This is a genomic window from Pseudomonas sp. H1_D04, from assembly GCF_054683855.1.
The window spans coordinates 2,107,292-2,124,270 of sequence record NZ_CP162826.1; the positions used below are offsets into that span (position 1 = coordinate 2,107,292).

21 protein-coding genes are annotated in these 16,979 nt (G+C 60.0%); 8 read left to right on the top strand and 13 right to left on the bottom strand.

Going from position 1 to position 16,979, the window contains the following annotated elements:
* Positions 1-56: 56 nt before the first annotated feature.
* The gene (locus AB4N82_RS09600; RefSeq protein ID WP_032885090.1) at positions 57-332 is read right to left on the bottom strand and encodes a YheV family putative zinc ribbon protein; all 276 of its coding nucleotides are present in this window, start codon (positions 330-332) and stop codon (positions 57-59) included.
* On the bottom strand, positions 329-2,380 hold the full coding sequence (gene prlC, locus AB4N82_RS09605; protein ID WP_122764030.1) for an oligopeptidase A: 2,052 nt from the start codon (positions 2,378-2,380) through the stop codon (positions 329-331). Before prlC ends, AB4N82_RS09600 begins: the two co-directional genes overlap by 4 nt.
* Positions 2,381-2,482: 102 nt before the next feature.
* On the opposite strand from prlC, the gene AB4N82_RS09610 reads away from it, so the two are divergent.
* Both AB4N82_RS09610 and AB4N82_RS09615 read left to right on the top strand, forming a co-directional pair.
* A complete protein-coding gene (locus AB4N82_RS09610) occupies positions 2,483-3,025 on the top strand; it encodes a gamma carbonic anhydrase family protein (protein WP_122764029.1) in 543 nt (180 codons plus the stop codon).
* Complete coding sequence (locus AB4N82_RS09615) at positions 3,022-3,681, top strand: HAD family hydrolase (protein ID WP_122681854.1); 660 nt, start codon at positions 3,022-3,024, stop codon at positions 3,679-3,681. The genes AB4N82_RS09610 and AB4N82_RS09615 overlap by 4 nt, the downstream gene beginning before the upstream one ends.
* A gap of 76 nt (positions 3,682-3,757) precedes the next feature.
* Here AB4N82_RS09615 and AB4N82_RS09620 read toward each other — a convergent pair whose 3' ends face one another.
* The gene (locus AB4N82_RS09620; RefSeq protein WP_122764028.1) at positions 3,758-4,795 is read right to left on the bottom strand and encodes an aminopeptidase; all 1,038 of its coding nucleotides are present in this window, start codon (positions 4,793-4,795) and stop codon (positions 3,758-3,760) included.
* Positions 4,796-4,869: 74 nt separating this feature from the next.
* On the opposite strand from AB4N82_RS09620, the gene AB4N82_RS09625 reads away from it, so the two are divergent.
* A complete protein-coding gene (locus AB4N82_RS09625; RefSeq protein ID WP_122764027.1) occupies positions 4,870-5,292 on the top strand; it encodes a PA0061/PA0062 family lipoprotein in 423 nt (140 codons plus the stop codon).
* On the opposite strand, the gene AB4N82_RS09630 is transcribed toward AB4N82_RS09625, so the two are convergent.
* Complete coding sequence (locus tag AB4N82_RS09630) at positions 5,293-5,532, bottom strand: DUF1161 domain-containing protein (RefSeq protein WP_032885100.1); 240 nt, start codon at positions 5,530-5,532, stop codon at positions 5,293-5,295.
* A 208-nt stretch (positions 5,533-5,740) separates the two neighbouring features.
* Positions 5,741-6,172 (bottom strand): OsmC family protein, encoded by a 432-nt coding sequence (locus AB4N82_RS09635; protein ID WP_010207768.1) that lies wholly within the window; start codon positions 6,170-6,172, stop codon positions 5,741-5,743.
* Positions 6,173-6,390: 218 nt separating this feature from the next.
* On the opposite strand from AB4N82_RS09635, the gene AB4N82_RS09640 reads away from it, so the two are divergent.
* Positions 6,391-7,392 carry an LLM class flavin-dependent oxidoreductase gene (locus AB4N82_RS09640; RefSeq protein WP_032885102.1) on the top strand — a complete coding sequence of 334 codons (1,002 nt, stop codon included), beginning with the start codon at positions 6,391-6,393 and terminating at the stop codon, positions 7,390-7,392.
* A gap of 59 nt (positions 7,393-7,451) precedes the next feature.
* On the opposite strand, the gene AB4N82_RS09645 is transcribed toward AB4N82_RS09640, so the two are convergent.
* Together AB4N82_RS09645 and AB4N82_RS09650 are read right to left on the bottom strand one after the other, a co-directional pair.
* On the bottom strand, positions 7,452-7,676 hold the full coding sequence (locus AB4N82_RS09645) for a DUF1161 domain-containing protein (protein WP_032885104.1): 225 nt from the start codon (positions 7,674-7,676) through the stop codon (positions 7,452-7,454).
* A gap of 116 nt (positions 7,677-7,792) precedes the next feature.
* Positions 7,793-8,008, bottom strand: coding sequence for a dodecin (locus AB4N82_RS09650; RefSeq protein WP_032885105.1), 216 nt, complete (start codon positions 8,006-8,008; stop codon positions 7,793-7,795).
* Between the two features lie 156 nt (positions 8,009-8,164).
* On the opposite strand from AB4N82_RS09650, the gene AB4N82_RS09655 reads away from it, so the two are divergent.
* A complete protein-coding gene (locus tag AB4N82_RS09655) occupies positions 8,165-8,491 on the top strand; it encodes an ElaB/YgaM/YqjD family protein (protein ID WP_032885107.1) in 327 nt (108 codons plus the stop codon).
* 8 nt (positions 8,492-8,499) lie between these two features.
* Here the strand turns inward: AB4N82_RS09655 and AB4N82_RS09660 are convergent, their stop codons facing one another.
* Positions 8,500-9,396 carry a LysR family transcriptional regulator gene (locus tag AB4N82_RS09660; RefSeq protein ID WP_095185283.1) on the bottom strand — a complete coding sequence of 299 codons (897 nt, stop codon included), beginning with the start codon at positions 9,394-9,396 and terminating at the stop codon, positions 8,500-8,502.
* 110 nt (positions 9,397-9,506) lie between these two features.
* Here AB4N82_RS09660 and trpB point away from each other — a divergent pair, with 110 nt between their 5' ends.
* From trpB to AB4N82_RS09675, 3 genes are all read left to right on the top strand, one after another.
* Positions 9,507-10,733 carry a tryptophan synthase subunit beta gene (gene trpB / locus AB4N82_RS09665; protein WP_032885111.1) on the top strand — a complete coding sequence of 409 codons (1,227 nt, stop codon included), beginning with the start codon at positions 9,507-9,509 and terminating at the stop codon, positions 10,731-10,733.
* Positions 10,733-11,542, top strand: coding sequence for a tryptophan synthase subunit alpha (trpA, locus tag AB4N82_RS09670; RefSeq protein WP_032885112.1), 810 nt, complete (start codon positions 10,733-10,735; stop codon positions 11,540-11,542). The genes trpB and trpA overlap by 1 nt, the downstream gene beginning before the upstream one ends.
* Before the next feature lie 135 nt (positions 11,543-11,677).
* A complete protein-coding gene (locus tag AB4N82_RS09675; RefSeq protein WP_032885113.1) occupies positions 11,678-12,118 on the top strand; it encodes an anti-virulence regulator CigR family protein in 441 nt (146 codons plus the stop codon).
* Positions 12,119-12,166: 48 nt separating this feature from the next.
* Here the strand turns inward: AB4N82_RS09675 and AB4N82_RS09680 are convergent, their stop codons facing one another.
* The 5 genes from AB4N82_RS09680 to AB4N82_RS09700 form a co-directional block, all read right to left on the bottom strand.
* Positions 12,167-13,477, bottom strand: coding sequence for an MFS transporter (locus AB4N82_RS09680; RefSeq protein WP_095185281.1), 1,311 nt, complete (start codon positions 13,475-13,477; stop codon positions 12,167-12,169).
* A 187-nt stretch (positions 13,478-13,664) separates the two neighbouring features.
* Positions 13,665-14,813 (bottom strand): galactonate dehydratase, encoded by a 1,149-nt coding sequence (gene dgoD / locus AB4N82_RS09685; RefSeq protein WP_003170741.1) that lies wholly within the window; start codon positions 14,811-14,813, stop codon positions 13,665-13,667.
* A 47-nt stretch (positions 14,814-14,860) separates the two neighbouring features.
* Positions 14,861-15,481 (bottom strand): 2-dehydro-3-deoxy-6-phosphogalactonate aldolase, encoded by a 621-nt coding sequence (locus tag AB4N82_RS09690; protein ID WP_095185280.1) that lies wholly within the window; start codon positions 15,479-15,481, stop codon positions 14,861-14,863.
* A gap of 1 nt (position 15,482) precedes the next feature.
* Complete coding sequence (locus AB4N82_RS09695) at positions 15,483-16,448, bottom strand: 2-dehydro-3-deoxygalactonokinase (protein ID WP_122756184.1); 966 nt, start codon at positions 16,446-16,448, stop codon at positions 15,483-15,485.
* A 177-nt stretch (positions 16,449-16,625) separates the two neighbouring features.
* Positions 16,626-16,952 carry a DOPA 4,5-dioxygenase family protein gene (locus tag AB4N82_RS09700; protein WP_032885120.1) on the bottom strand — a complete coding sequence of 109 codons (327 nt, stop codon included), beginning with the start codon at positions 16,950-16,952 and terminating at the stop codon, positions 16,626-16,628.
* Positions 16,953-16,979 lie beyond the last annotated feature (27 nt).

Sequence of the window (16,979 nt, forward strand, 5' to 3'; positions counted from 1 at the left end):
GGCAAAAAAATGTGGGAGGGGACTTGCCCCCTCCCACATTGGCCCGCGTAGGGCCGTTAGTCTTTTTTCAATTTCGGATTCGGGAAGAATTGCACTGCCTGAACCTTGGGATCGGCTGGCGCTTTAAGCGCAGACGTATTCACCCGCGTACCCAACTCCTTGGGCACCGACAGCCCTTGGTCATTGAGCGTATCGGTATACCCGCAGGCCACGCACTCGCGGTGCGGTACGTTGTCCTCGGTCCACATTTTCAGCTTGTCCGGCTCGCTGCACGCCGGGCAGACAGCCCCGGCGATGAATTGTTTTTTGGTGATCACAGGCCCGTCATTCATGCTGCCGCGTCCTCACTCAGGCCGCTGTGGCGCAAGAGCGCGTCAATCGACGGTTCGCGTCCGCGAAAGTCGACGAACAGCACCATCGGCGCCTGGGAACCACCACGCGCCAGGATCGCCTCGCGGAATGCGCGACCGGTCTCAGCGTTAAGTACGCCGTCCTCTTCGAACTTGGAGAAGGCATCCGCCGACAGCACTTCAGCCCACTTATAGCTGTAATAACCCGCCGCATAACCGCCCGCGAAGATGTGCGCAAAACTGTTAGGGAAGCGGTTGTAGGCTGGCGGACGCATGACCGACACCTCGTCGCGTACGCCTTCCAACACTTGCGCCACGCTGCGGCCATCACCGTGGGTGGCGTGCATCTCAAAGTCAAACAGCGAGAATTCCAACTGGCGGACCATCATCAAGCCGGATTGGAAATTCTTCGCCGCGAGCATTTTTTGCAGCAAATCCTGAGGCAGCGGCTCACCGCTTTCATAGTGGCCGGAGATCAGCGCCAGGCCTTCGGGCTCCCAGCACCAGTTCTCCATAAACTGGCTCGGTAACTCCACCGCATCCCAGGCGACACCGTTGATGCCGGACACGCCAGCGTGCTCGACGCGGGTCAACAGGTGATGCAGGCCGTGGCCGAATTCGTGGAACAACGTGGTGACTTCATCGTGGGTCAGCAGGGCAGGTTTGCCACTGTCAGCCGGGGTGAAGTTGCACACCAGGTTGGCCACCGGGCTTTGCAGCACGCCGTCAACGGTGCGGCGACGGTCGCGAGCGCCGTCCATCCAGGCACCGCCACGCTTGTTGGCGCGGGCGTAGAGGTCGAAAAAGAAGCGGCCGACGTGCTGGCCGTTTTCCTTGATCTCAAACAGGCGAACATCCGGGTGCCAGGTGTCGAAGCCTTTCTGCTCGGCGATCTCGATGCCATACAGGCGCTGCACGATGCCAAACAGGCCGCCCAACACTTTATCGATGGGGAAGTAAGCGCGCAGGGCTTCCTGGGACACGCTGTAGCGCTGCTCGCGCAGTTTTTCGCCGTAGAAACCGCTATCCCAGCTTTGCAGGTCGACGCAGCCTTGTTCGGCGGCATAGGCCTTGAGTTGCTGCAGATCCTGGGCGGCAAACGGCTTGCTGCGTTTGGCCAGGTCGCGCAGGAAACTCAGGACCTGATCGCTGGATTCAGCCATTTTGGTGGCCAGGCTCAGTTCGGAGAACGACGCGAAACCGAGCAGGTGCGCCAATTCCTGACGCAGGTCGAGGATCTGTTCCATCACCGGGCCGTTATCGTTCTGACCGGCATTCGGGCCTTGGTCCGACGCGCGGGTGCAGTAGGCCGCGTAAATTTCCTCACGCAGGGCGCGGTCGTGGGCGTAGGTCATCACCGCGTAGTAGCTGGGGAATTCCAGGGTGATCAGCCAGCCGTCGAGGCCTTTGGCTTGGGCAGCCGCTGCCATTTGCGCCTTGGCCGAGTCGGTCAGGCCAGCGAGGGTTGCCTCGTCGGTGACGTGTTTGGTCCAGGCCTGGGTCGCGTCCAACAGCTGGTTGGAGAACTTGCTGCCCAGCTCGGAGAGTTTGCTCTGCACTTCGGCATAACGCTTCTGCTGCTCAGGCGGCAGGTCGATACCCGACAGACGGAAGTCACGCAGAGAGTGCTCAAGGATGGTTTTTTGCGCCACGTCGAAGCCGGCGGCTTCAGGGCTGTTGGCCAGGGCTTCGAAGGCCTGGAACAGTTCGCGGTTCTGGCCCATCTCCGTGGAGTAGGCACTCAATGCCGGCAGGCAGCTTTCATAGGCCTCACGCAATTCGGCGCTGTTGCACACGGCGTTGAGGTGGCTAACGGGGCTCCAGGCGGCGCCCAGTCGGTCATTCAGTTCGTCCATGGCCAGCACCAGCCCGGCCCATGTCGGATTTTTACCCTGGCTTTGCAGGATGCCTTCGATGGCAACGCGGTTATCGGCGAGGATCTGTTCGATGGCCGGCTGCACGTGCTCGGCACGGATCGCCGAGAACGGCGGCAGGTCGTAGGACTGCAGAAGAGGGTTGTTCGCGCTCACGGTTGGCACCTTGGCTGAAGAAACATGTAAGAACAAAGATGGGGCCATCTTAATTACAATCAACGCCCACCGCAGCTATCAGCAGAAGAGAGAGAGGCTATCGTGACCCTTCGCACCTATCAGAACCACACGCCAACCCTGGGCGCCGGGGCTTTTGTCGATATTTCGGCGGTGGTGATCGGCGATGTCGAAATCGACACCGACAGCTCGGTTTGGCCGCTGACCGTGATTCGCGGCGACATGCACCGCATCCGCATCGGTGCGCGCACCAGCGTGCAGGATGGCTGCGTGCTGCACATCACCCACGCAGGCCCCTTCAACCCGGACGGTTTCCCACTGCTGATCGGCGACGACGTGACCATCGCTCACAAAGTCATGCTGCACGGCTGCACCGTGGGCAACCGCATCCTGATCGGCATGGGCAGCATCGTGATGGACGGCGCCGTGGTGGAGGACGACGTGATTATCGGCGCCGGCAGCCTGGTGCCACCGGGCAAGAAACTCGACAGCGGCTTCTTGTATGTCGGCAGTCCGGTTAAACAAATCCGCGCGCTGACTGACAAGGAGCGCGCATTTTTCACCTACAGCGCCGCGAACTACGTGAAGCTCAAAGACCTGCACTTGGCTGAAGGATTTGACCAATGAGCCTGCATTACCAAACCGTTTTGTTCGACCTGGACGGCACCCTCACCGATCCACGCGAGGGCATTACCCGCTCGATCCAATACGCCCTCGGCAAACTGGGCATCGATGAACCGGACCTGACCAAACTCGAACACTTCATCGGCCCGCCGTTGCTGCAAGCATTCATGCAGTTCTACGACTTCGATGAAGCCAAGGCGTGGGAGGCGGTGAACTTCTATCGCGAGCGCTTCAAGGTCACGGGGCTTTATGAAAACCGCGTGTTCGACGGCGTGATGCCGCTGCTGGAAGACTTGAACAGCCAAGGTCGCCAGCTGTATGTAGCCACCTCAAAGCCGTGGGAATTCGCCCGTGAAATCGCCAGGCATTTCGACTTTGCCAAGCACTTCAAGGTGATCTACGGCAGCGAACTTGATGGGACGCGGACCAACAAGGTCGAGCTGATCGCCCATCTGATGCGCGAGGAAGGCCTAGAACCGGCGAACACCTTGATGATTGGTGATCGCAAGCACGACCTGATCGGCGCGCGTAGCAACGGGCTGGATTCGGCAGCTGTCGGTTATGGGTTTGGTAGTTTCGAAGAGTTGAACGCCGAGGCGCCGACCTGGCACTTCGAGACGTTGGCGCAGATGCATCAGGCGTTTTTGCAGCGCCCTTGAAGCCGCCATTGGGGGCAAGCGTCTTCCCGCATGTTGAAAAACTGTGGGGGACTTGCCCCCGATGAGTCCCTAGAGCTCAACCTCCCTCCAACTGCCTCAACGCAGCCTTGCGCTGCACTACAGGCAACCCACCCAACTTCTCCACCGCAGCATAGAACTTCAGCCAATCCCCACCTTCCTGCCGGAACAACACCGCAAATGCCGGCACCCACTGGTCATACAGCCCGAACGGTAGCAACCGCGCGTTGTTCATCGGCTGGTTGATCCAAGCGTCATAGCGCTTGTCCCCACCCCATTGGTTGTCGCGCATCTTCCCGTACTCACGGCGCAAGTACTCGAATTCGGCCGCCTTGGCCTGGCGCATCTGCGCGGCGACCAAAGGCTGGGCGTAGAGCTTTTCCAGGCGCTTTCGAGTATCGAGGATCAGTTGGATAAATTGGTCACGCTGCTTTAACGTCGCATCGCTCAGCGGCGCCAGGCCACGGGCGGCGCGCCATTTCCGAGTGCCTTCCTGCTCGACAAAGTTGGCAAATGACTCGTTGAACTCGGTGTCGTCCTTCACATAAAAACGCTGATGCGCCAACTCATGGAAGATCAGCGTGGCCAGGCGTTCATCGCCCCAGTTCATCATTGAACTGATGATCGGGTCATTAAACCAACCCAGCGTGGAATAGGCCTCAACACCGCCAATCGATACATCCATGCCTCGCTCGCGCAACAACGCAGCCTCACCCCGCGCGGCACCTTGGCTGTAATAGCCGCGATAAGCCACGCAACCGGCGATGGGGAAGCAGTGGTTTTCGGGAGACAGGGAAAATTCCTGCGTTGCGAACACATTCCAGACTACATAAGGCCGACCAATATCAGCGTACAGCCGGTAACTCTGATTGTCAGGCAGGTGCAGGTGTTCACTGGCGAAGGTTCGCGCTTTCTGGGACTGCGCCAAATGGTCACGTAGCTGCTGCGGGCGGGACGAGTCAGCGACGACCGCTGAAACCGGCTGCCGAGCCTGCAAAAGCTGCCATTGGCCACCCGCCAGTTGGCCGTAATAGCTAATGCTGGAACAACCGCTGAGCAGCACAACCATCAACCCCGGAAGAAAACGCCTGACCATGCCCTCACTGCTCCTGGGTGATAGGTTTGTGTTTATACTGACCGCGATACCCGTCCTATCACCGAGTGCCTGTCATGCGTCAGCTCTTGCTTTGTGTCGCCGCCGTGTTCATCAGCGCCTGTACGTCGACCCCGATGCCTGCCGCCGATCCGCAACAAGCCTGGATTGATTTTGCCACGCCGACGCCGGGTGCCAAGCTGGTGATGGCGCAGCGCCTGGACGGCAAAAACCTTAACGATGGACGTTACTTCCAATTCCCGCCTGGCAGCCACGAGCTGATGGTTCGTTTCGATTTTGAAGTGCCTACGGGCGGAAATTTCAGCAGCTTTGGCCAAACGACCGAGCGAACCTGCTTCATAACCCTGCAGTACGACCATTTCGAAGCTGGCCAACGCTATCGCCTGGAAGGGCGCTCACTGGGCTACACGCCGAATATCCGCCTGTATAACGCTGCCAGCCAATTACTGGCTGAAGAACGCAGCGTGAACTGCCTCTGATCAGTCGTTGTTTTTTTGGTAAACGATTGCTTTGGTGCCGTTCTCACAACTGCCGACGACCATGGCCACGTCGTGCTTCTCAGCTTCTTCCTTGCTAACGATCTCAAGCGTGTAGGACGGCACAGCGTTAGCCTGGATCTTGACCTCGATCTCTTTCCTAAGCTCTTCACAATCTTTCGGCGCGGCCACGGCCGAAGTGGCCAACACACCGCAGATGATCGCCAAGGCAAAACGTTTCATGTGTGAAGCTCCCTGAATACAGTGCGCACGGGTGTGCGCCTAGGCTGCATATGGCTATTCGACCACAGTTTGGAAACCCGAGTTCTGATTTAACTCAGAATTGAACGTGAAAGGGGGCTTGCTCCCGATAGCGGCGCATCAGTCAACATTTCTGTAACTGACCGACCGCTATCGGGAGCAAACCCCCTCCCACAGTGGACCTGCTGTGTTAGTTAACCAGCGTGGCATCCAGGCTGATTTTCGCATTCAGCACTTTGGACACCGGGCAGCCTTCTTTCGCCTTCTTGCTCAGCTCATCAAACTGCGCCTGGCTCGCGCCGGGAATTTTGGCCTTGAGGATCAGATGCACCGCAGTGATCGCGAAGCCGCCATCCACTTGGTCCAACGTCACTTCGGCCTGGGTGTCGATGCTGTCAGCCTTAAGCCCCGCATCGCCCAAGATCATGGAAAACGCCATGGAGAAGCAGCCGGCATGGGCCGCGCCGATCAGTTCTTCTGGGTTGGTACCCTTGCCACCCTCGAAACGGGCCTTGAAGCCGTAAGGCGCTTCGCGCAGCACGCCGGTTTCCGTGGAGATGGAACCCAGGCCAGTCTTAAGGTCGCCTTCCCAATGCGCGGATGCTTTTTTAACGATACTCATAGCTTTCTCCTCGAACGGTGGTTTTGCGTCAGTAAGGGTTCTGAGGATAGTCAGCATGGCAAAGTTCATCTTGTCGGAGAAACCTAGCAATTCAGTAGGAAATTTCCACCCTCGCTATTGAATCTCGGGTATATGCCCTCATTGCATAGAACATGCACATGAAGCGGCAGGTTTTGGATCGTCTAAAAAGCCTGCGCCCCAATTGGAGAAGCAGGCTTATGAAATCGCTGTCCGACGTGAAGTTCTCGACCCTCGACCTGGTGCCCGTACGGGCCAACGGCAGTGTCGCGCAGTCGTTGCGCAATTCCCTGGATTTGGCCCAGCACGTGGAAAAGTTTGGCTACAACCGTTTTTGGGTGGCTGAACACCACAACATGGACGGCATCGCCAGCTCGGCCACCTCGGTATTGCTGGGTTACCTGGCCGGCGGCACGTCGACTATCCGCGTCGGCTCCGGCGGCGTGATGCTGCCCAACCACGCGCCGCTGGTGATCGCCGAACAGTTCGGCACCCTGGAAAGCCTCTACCCCGGACGTATCGACCTGGGCCTTGGCCGTGCGCCAGGTTCCGACCAGATGACCGCCCGTGCCCTGCGCCGTGAGCGCTCCGGCAGCGCGGATGACTTCCCGCAAGACGTGGCCGAACTGATGGCCTACTTGGGCCCACGCACGCCGGACCAACGGGTGATCGCCGTACCCGGCACCGGCACCAACGTGCCGGTCTGGTTGCTCGGTTCCAGCCTGTTCAGCGCACAGCTGGCAGGCGAACGCGGTTTGCCCTACGCCTTCGCCTCGCATTTCGCACCGCGTCTGATGCACGAGGCGATTCGCGTCTACCGCAATCACTTCAAGCCGTCGGCTGTGCTGGACAAGCCCTACGTGATGCTCGGCATTCCGCTGGTGGCGGCTGACACCGACGAACAGGCCGACTACCTGGCCACCTCGGTTTACCAACGCATCCTTGCGCTAATGCGCGGGCAAAGCCTGGTGCAGCGACCGCCGGTCGATACCATGGATGGCCTGTGGCTGCCCCATGAAAAAGACGCTGTGGGCAGTTTCCTCGGCCTGGCGATGGTGGGAAGCCCGGCGAAAATCCGCGCCAAGCTGGAGGTGTTGGTCGAGCAGACCGGCGCCGATGAGTTGATCTTCACCAGCGACCTGTACGAACACGCCGACCGGATTCATTCCTACGAGCTGCTGGCGCAAGTGATGAAGGGCTAACACCCAGGCGAAAAAAAACCGACGCACCTGCGTCGGTTTTTTATGTCTGCAACACAGGATTAACCGCGCTTGTAGACGATTTCCTTGGTGCCACCTTCACAGCTACCGACCACTTTAGCGTCGGTTGAGGCGCCTTTATCTACCACTTCCAGCGAATAACCCGAAGCGCCCTTGGCGTCGATTTTCGCTGCAATTTCGCTTTTCAGTTCGTCACAAGGCTTGCCCGCCGCCAGGGCTGTGCCCGCAATGCTCAACAAACCTACCGCTAACAGGAACTTCTTCATCCGTTACTTTCCTTGCGCTGATCGAAAAGAGTGTGCCGACGCTCATCACGTCGGCACCCATTGTTTGTAGCGCAGGTTATGGCAATCGGCCAGCCAGCAAAGTTCAACTCGCCCTATCAACTACTGGCAATTCGGAACCCCACCTTGAGGGTGACCTGGTAGTGGGCGACCTTGCCATTTTCGATATGCCCACGAGTTTCAGTCACCTCAAACCACTCCAGGTGCTTGATGCTTTTGTTGGCTTCAGCAATGGCGTTGTTGATGGCGTCTTCAATGCTCGTGGTCGACGAGCCAACCAATTCGACTTTCTTGTAGGTGTGATGATCACTCATGGCGTTTCTCCTAGGGGTCGTCAATCAAGACTAGCAGTGAATATTCGTACTGCTTCTGGCGGTCATTCCCACTCGAAAGTTCAGATTTACTGCACTTTCTGAAACCGCTGGAGTCGGTATCTACACACGCCACTCAATCACTTCAGGAGAGTCCAAATGGCCAACACTTCTTTACGTAAAGCGTCGCTGGAAAGCATGGAAGCCGAGATTTCGAGCCTGCTCAAGTCCCTTGAAAGCCTCAAGGACGATGCGTCCGATGAGTCGCGCAAAACGTTGAAGGCCCTGAAAAGTAACGCCGAGAATGCTCTCAAGCACTCCCGCCACCTGATCAGCGACGCCTATGAAGAAAGCAAAGTCAAAATCCGCGAAACCAGCGTTGCTACCCGCGACTACGCCCAAGAGCACCCATGGACTACAGCCGGTGTGGCGGTAGGCGCATTGGGCCTGCTGGCGGCGTACCTGCTCTGCAAACGCGGTGACTGATTGACCGGCTAAACAGGCTGGCGCATCAGCTCAGCTTTGAGCCACTGCGCCAGTTGCCCGGCGCGCCCGTCTGCGGCGCGCTTGGGTAGCCACAATGCCAGGTGCGCCGGGGTTTCACTGAAACCCCACGGCGCCACCAGGCGACCTGCACGCAAGTCCTCCGCCACCAACGGCTCCGGAGCGATCGCTACACCCAGCCCGGCCACCGCCGCTTCCAGCAAATAATACAAATGCTCAAAACCCTGGCCGTGTTTCAACGCGCCGGACGCGATGCCGTGTTGCTGCGCCCAACTGGGCCAGGCTTGCGGACGCGATGTGGTGTGCAGCAGCGCTTCGCCACATAAAGCCGAGGCGGGCGCGAGCCGCAGACGCTCGTAACCGATAAAGCGCGGGCTCATCACTGGGCCGATGCGTTCGCTGGCCAGCTCATACACCTGCATGTCCGCCGGCCAAGGTGGCTCGGCGAATAGCAGCAGGGCATCGAGACCGGGACGCCGAGGATCAAGGTCGCCGTCACCCGCCGACAAGTGCAGGCGCAAGTCCGGCAAGTCTGAGTTCAGACGCCCCAAGCGCGGGATCAACCAACGCGCCAGCAAACTCCCCGAGCAGCCGAGCACGAAGGGCGCATCGGCGCTGGCCTGAGTCAGTTCGGCGCAGACATCCCTTAAACGTTCGAACGCCTCGAAACTGGCATCCCGAAGTCGAACGCCGGAATCTGTGAGTTTAAGGCCGCGCCCGTCTTTGGCGAAAAGGCTCACCCCCAGGTGCTCCTCCAGCACCTTCAACTGCCGGCTGACTGCACCGTGGGTCACGTGTAATTGCTCAGCAGCTTGGCTGACGCTATTAAGCCGAGCGGTGGCTTCAAAAGCGCGCAGGGCATTGAGGGGCGGAAGGTCTCGACTCATCTGTGAGTTTTCCTGACAGGTTGCGGCAATCTTATCGGTTTTCAGCCTGGGGCGTGAGAGGTAGAGTGGCCCTCATTGTTTCTTACACATCTTCTTTCCTGGAGCGTCCCATGACTCAGTCCCAGACCGATCTGCGCAACGGCCCTGACGCCAGCGGCTTGTTTGGCGCGTTCGGCGGCCGCTACGTCGCCGAAACCCTGATGCCGTTGATCCTCGACTTGGCCCGCGAATACGAAGCGGCCAAGATTGATCCGGCGTTCAATGAAGAATTGGCCTACTTCCAGCGCGACTACGTCGGCCGCCCAAGCCCACTCTATTTCGCCGAACGCCTGACCGAGTTCTGCGGCGGCGCCAAGATCTACCTCAAGCGTGAAGAGCTGAACCACACCGGCGCGCACAAGATCAACAACTGCATCGGCCAGATCCTGCTGGCACGGCGCATGGGCAAAAAACGCATCATCGCCGAGACCGGCGCCGGCATGCACGGTGTGGCCACTGCCACCGTCGCAGCGCGTTTCGGCCTGCAGTGCGTGATCTACATGGGCACTACCGACATCGAGCGCCAGCAGGCCAACGTATTCCGCATGAAACTGTTGGGCGCTGAAGTAATCCCCGTGGTCGCCGGCACCGGCACCCTGAAAGACGCCATGAACGAAGCCCTGCGTGACTGGGTAACCAACGTCGACGACACCTTCTACCTGATCGGCACCGTGGCCGGCCCACACCCGTACCCGGCGATGGTGCGCGACTTCCAGGCCGTGATCGGCAAGGAAACCCGCACTCAGCTGCAAGCCCAGGAAGGCCGCCTGCCGGACAGCCTGGTGGCGTGCATCGGCGGCGGGTCTAACGCCATGGGCCTGTTCCACCCCTTCCTGGATGACACCAGCGTCGAGATCATCGGCGTTGAAGCCGCCGGCCATGGCATCGAAACCGGCAAGCACGCCGCCAGCCTCAACGGCGGCGTACCGGGCGTGCTGCACGGCAACCGTACCTTCCTGCTGCAGGACGACGATGGCCAGATCATCGATGCCCACTCGATTTCCGCCGGTCTCGACTACCCCGGCATCGGCCCGGAACACGCCTGGTTGCACGATATCGGCCGCGTCCAGTACACCTCGGTGACTGACCACGAAGCCCTCGAGGCCTTCCACAAATGCTGCCGCTTGGAAGGGATCATTCCTGCCCTGGAAAGCGCCCACGCGCTGGCCGAAGTGTTCAAGCGCGCACCGTCCTTGCCAAAGGATCACCTGATGGTGGTCAACTTGTCCGGACGTGGCGACAAAGACATGCAGACCGTCATGCATCACATGGAAACCGCCCAGCAGGAGAAACACTGATGAGCCGCCTGCAAACCCGCTTTGCGCAACTGAAAGAACAAAACCGCGCCGCCTTGGTGACCTTCGTCACTGCCGGTGACCCCGGTTATGACACCTCGCTGGCGATCCTCAAAGGCTTGCCTGCTGCTGGCGCCGATGTGATCGAACTGGGCATGCCCTTCACCGATCCGATGGCCGACGGTCCAGCCATCCAACTGGCAAACATCCGCGCCCTGGAAGCCAAGCAGAACCTGCTGAAAACCCTGCAGATGGTTCGCGAGTTCCGTAAAGACAACAACGACACTCCGCTGGTGTTGATGGGTTACTTCAACCCAATCCACAAATACGGCGTGCCTAAGTTCATCGCCGACGCCAAAGAGGCCGGTGTAGATGGCCTGATCGTGGTCGACATGCCACCTGAGCATAACGGCGAGCTGTGCGACCCGGCGCAAGCGGCGGGTATCGACTTTATCCGCCTGACCACGCCGACCACCGACGACGTGCGTCTGCCAACCGTCCTCAACGGCAGCTCCGGCTTTGTGTACTACGTTTCGGTAGCCGGCGTGACCGGTGCCGGTGCCGCCACCCTGGAGCACGTCGAAGAGGCCGTGACCCGCCTGCGTCGCCATACCGACCTGCCGATCAGCATCGGTTTTGGTATCCGCACGCCGGAACAAGCCGCCGCTATCGCGCGCTTGGCGGACGGTGTGGTGGTGGGGTCGGCGTTGATCGATCACATCGCCAATGCCAGCAACGACCAACAAGCCATCGACGGGGTGTTGAGCCATTGCGCGGCGCTGTCGGAAGGTGTGCGTAACGCCCGTAAGTAAGCGCCATGTAGCGAGAGGTAAAGTTCCTGATACAGAGGAATCAACTCGCAGCTTCACGGCCTAAACAGCAAGACCAAGGGATTTCGAACCTCGTTCGAAATCCCTTTTTTGTTTGTGTGCCCTGAGGAATACCCGATGAAAATGCCCAAATCCGTGATTGCAGGTCTAGGCGTACTGGTGCTTGGCGCCAGCGCCCTGGTGCAAGCCGCACCGCCTGACCAGCGAGGTGATGACCGTGGCGGCCCGCAGGGTCAGCACGAGCAACGTGGCGACGACCATCGCGGTCCGCAGGCCAACCGTCGCGGCGGCCCACCTCAGGACTTCGGCCCGGTGCGCCAGATCATCCACGATAACCACGGCCAGTTCTCCCGTGGCGCGCCGCCGCCGCCGAATGTGCGCCTGGTACGCGGCCAGCCGCTACCGCGCGGTTACTACGGCGAACGCCTGGACAACCGCGCCCTGGCGCGCCTGCCGGTTTACCCGGGTTACGAATGGCGCCGTTCGGGGCCGGATGTGGTGTTGATTGCGGTGGGTACCGGCATCGTTTACGAAATTCTTGATGGTGTTCTGAACTAAGGTCTTACTGGCGAGCGGGCTTGCCAGAGCAAGCCCGCTCGCCACAGGTTATTCATTCAGCTCAATACGTTCGACTTTGCCTACAAGCAATATGTAAGAAAGCGCCCCAAGCAACGCCAGCACCGCAATATAGGTAATCGCCGGCGCAAACGAATCGCCGCTGGCCAAAAAGCCAATCACGATGGGCGTGGCAATCGCCGACAGGTTGCCGATGAAATTGAACACGCCGCCGGTCAGACCCAGCAAACGCGCAGGCGCGAGGGTCGATACCAAAGACCAGGTAATCGACGCCAGGCCGTTACCAAAGAACGCCACCGCCAGGAACGCAATCACCCACGCCGTTGAGTCCACGTAGTTGGCGCCGATGATCGCCGTGGAAATCAACAGCCCGCCAATGATCGGCAACTTACGCGCAAAACCCACCGAAGCGCCTCGGCGAATCAGCCAGTCGGAAAAAATCCCCGAACACAGCACACCCACAAACGCGGCCAGGAAGGGCAGCGACGCCAGCAGGCCGGACTTGATGAAGTCCATGCCGCGATATTTCACCAGGTAGGTTGGGAACCACGTCAGGAAAAACCACAGCGTTGAGTTCAGGCAAAACTGGCCCAGGTAGATGCCCCAGAGCTTGCGCTTGCTCAGCACGATGCCCAGGTCGACCCAGCTGAATGGTGCCTTGGTGGCTTTTTCCTGCATATCCACGAGGCCGCCGCCATCACGGATCAGTTGGATTTCAGCGTCGTTGGCGCCTTTGAAGTCCTTCGGCTCGCGGTACACGGCGTACCAGATCCCCGCCCACAAAATACCGACACCACCGGTCACGACAAACACCATGTGCCAGCCGTAATAGTGTTGAAGCCAAGCCAGTACCGGCGTGAGGAACGCCAACCCGACGAATTGCCCGGAGGTGTAGAAACCGATCGCCGTCGCGCGCTCACGCTCAGGAAACCAAGTGGTGACCACGCGGCTGTTGATCGGGTAGGCCGGGGCTTCGAGCGCGCCAACGGCCATGCGCAATACAAACAGCGCGATGAAGCTGGCAGCGAAGCCGAGCATCACCGTGGCGATGGACCATAACAGCAAGGCTACGGTGTAGAGGATGCGCGGGGGCACCCGGTCCACGAGCCAGCCGCCAGGGATCTGCATGGCGGCGTAGGTCCAGCCGAACGCCGAGAAAATCAGCCCGACATGTACCGGGTCGATGCCCAGCTCGCTGGTCAACGCCGGGGCGGCAATCGACAGGTTGCTGCGGTCGAGGTAGTTGATCACCACGGTGATAAACAACAGCACCATGATGAAGAAGCGCTTTCTGGTAGGCGTGACTAAAGAAGCCTGCCCGGTGAAGGATTCAGGGTGCATGGGGGTTGCCTCTTCTTATGTTTGTTGAGGACTGAAACTGAGCTGACTGAAGAAATCGGATCAACCTGTGGGAGGGGGCTTGCCCCCGATTGCAGTCTGCCTGCTATGGATGTGCTAGCTGACACACCACTATCGGGGGCAAGCCCCCTCCCACATTTTTTGACCGCATTGATTCAGTCAGAGGCTATTACCACTCGGCAAAGCTGCCATCAGCATGGCGCCAGATCGGGTTGCGCCAGCGATGACCGATGGCCGCGCGTTCGATCACGTATTCCTCGTTGATCTCAATGCCCAGGCCCGGCCCGTTAGGGATCTTCACGAAACCCTGGTCATAGTCGAACACGCCCGGATCACGCACATAGTCGAGCAGGTCGTTGCTCTCGTTGTAGTGAATGCCCAGGCTTTGCTCCTGGATAAACGCGTTGTAGCAAACCGCGTCCAGCTGAAGGCAAGCCGCCAGGGCGATCGGGCCCAGCGGGCAGTGCAGGGCCAGGGCCACGTCGTAGGCTTCGGCCATGTTGGCGATCTTGCGGGTTTCGGTGATGCCGCCGGCGTGGGAGGCATCCGGCTGGATGATGTCGACGTAGCCTTCACTGAGCACGCGCTTGAAGTCCCAACGCGAGAACAGGCGCTCGCCCAGGGCAATCGGCGTGCTGGTCAGCGGTGCCAGTTCCTTGAGCGCTTCGTAGTTTTCGCTGAGCACCGGCTCTTCGATAAACATCAGCTTGTACGGGTCCAGCTCTTTCATCAGCACCTTGGCCATGGGCTTGTGCACCCGGCCATGGAAGTCGACGCCGATGCCAACGTTAGGGCCGACCGCATCACGCACGGCAGCCACGTTGGCCAGGGCCAGGTCGACTTTTTCGAAGCTGTCGACGAATTGCAATTCTTCGGTGCCATTCATTTTCACGGCGGTAAAACCGCGAGCCACGGCCTCTTTGGCAGCGCGGGCGGTGTCGGCCGGGCGGTCGCCGCCGATCCACGAGTACACGCGAATCTTGTCGCGCACCTGGCCACCCAACAGGTCGCTGACGGACACACCGAGGGCCTTGCCCTTGATGTCCCACAACGCCTGATCGATACCCGCGAGGGCGCTCATGTGAACAGCGCCGCCACGGTAGAAGCCGCCGCGGTAGAGCACGGTCCAGATGTCTTCGATATTGCGTGGGTCTTTGCCGATCAGGTAGTCGGACAGTTCCTCGACGGCAGCGGCGACAGTGTGAGCGCGGCCTTCGACTACGGGCTCACCCCAACCGGTCACGCCCTGGTCGGTTTCAACCTTGAGGAAGCACCAGCGCGGCGGGACGATAAAGGTCGTCAGTTTGGTGATTTTCATCTGTTATCTCTCTTATAGATGCAGCGCCAGGGGCGCGGAACTTGATATCAGCTCAGGGCTTTCCATGCGGCGACATACGCTTGGGCGCGGCTCGCTACCTGATCCACTGTCATACCCGGTTTGAACAACCCGGAACCCAGCCCGAACCCTTTGGCGCCGGCATCGGTAAACACCTGCATGTTGTCCGGGGTGATGCCGCCCACCGGCAGCAACAGCGTGCCGGCTGGCAATACTGCAAGCCACGCCTTGATCACCGCCGGGCCCATTTGCTCGGCCGGGAACAGCTTCAACACATCGGCGCCTTCGGCCAGTGCGGCGAACGCTTCGGTGGGCGTGGCCACCCCCGGCGACAGGTACAGGCCTGCGGCTTTCGCGGCGCGCAAGACCTTGGCATCGCTGTGGGGCATAACGATCACCTGGCCGCCAGCGGCTTTGACCTGCTCGACCTGCTCCGGCGTCAACACCGTCCCGGCACCGATCAGGCAATCGGCGGGCAGGCTGTCGCGCAGGGTGCGGATGCTGGTGTAAGGGTCCGGCGAATTCAGCGGGACTTCGATCACACGAAAACCGGCGTCGTACAGCACCTGGCCGACCGCCTGGGCCTCGTCAGGGCGCAGGCCGCGCAGGATCGCGATCAAACCGTTTTGTGCGAGTGCTTGCTTGAGCATGTCAGGCCTCCGTTGCAGGTTGAGTGAGCCCGGCGGCCACTGCCAGTTGCCACAGGCCGCGCTCGGTCGCTTCCTGCGCCAGGCTGACGTGGGTGAAACCGCAGAGGGCGAGGGCGCGTTGGTAGCGCACGCACAGCGGGCCGGCGCCTACCAGGATGATGGGGATGTGCCGTGCACTGGCTGGCAAGCCGGCCAGTTCATGACCGATCAGCAGGCCGGATAAGTAATCGGGCTGCTGCTCAGGGGTGAGTTCGGCGGTCAGGCCCAGGGTGCGCGCACTGAACAAGGTCGACAGCACGCCGCGCTGGCCATCTTTTGACAGCGCCACTTGAACGCCGCGGTCGAAAGCCTCGGCCTGGAACTGCTCGGATACCTTTTGCGTACGCCCCAAGAGGCTGTGCTTGCTCAGCACCGCGAACAGTTCACCGGTCATGAAGGTATCGAAGTGGGTGATGCAACCTTCCACCACCTCGACCCATTTGGAATGACTGCCGGGCAGGCCGATCAGCAATTCACCAGCGACCGACAGGCTTTGCAGCACACCCAGCACCTGGGTTTCTTCGCCGCGCATCACGTTGGGCAAGCCGACCTGCTCGATCACGCCGGGCACGATATGCACATCGACACCGCGCAGGCTGCGTACCGTGTGCAACGCCTTGCCCAGGCTGGCGACGTCGACCGGCGTGCTGCGATACGCCGCTTCGCTCCAGCCTTGGGCGCTGCCGACCATACCGCAGGCAATCACCGCAAGATTGGGTTGGGCGTCGAGCCAATCGCCGCACGCCGTATCGAACGCCAACTCGAAGCCATCGCTGCAGCGCACACCGGCAATGTCCCGGGGCTCGCTGGGCAAATGCATGATGCCCGACGCCAGCGAGCGCTGTTCCAGCACTACGCCCGCGGGGCCGAGTTTATAAGCACGAAGGGAGCTGGTCCCCCAATCGAGCGCGATCAATTGCGCCTGCATCGCTTCACCTGAAATGAGTGGGTGCTGAAAAAAGCAGATGGGCGAATATAAACCTATGGCCGGATATATCTCAATATATAAATAACAGTCCCATATAGTGAGACGAAACAAGATAAATCCTACAACTTCCTCGCCTTTTACTGCGGGAAGGAACGGGTTTCATCTGATAAAGAGAGGTTAAAAAACCGACAGGTCCAGCTCGCGCATCGCACCCATCCAGATCGCGTAGTCGGTGTGATCCTTCAAGTCATCACCGGTATCAGGGTGCAGGAACACCACCAAACCGTTGCGATGGATCACCAGCCACGGCAGCACCACGCCGATGTATTCGGGGTCGAACGCCAACTGGCAGCTCCAGTCCGGGTGTGGGCCTACGGGTTTTTCGTGCACACGTCCCATACGCAGTGGGAAGAGTTTGGCGGCGTCTTCGCACAGGGTGCGCGCCTGCTCAATGGTGCTTGCGTCGAAGTAGATATGGGCGTGATAGCCCTTGATACGTTGCATGACGGACTCCGGATCCAATGTGCGGCA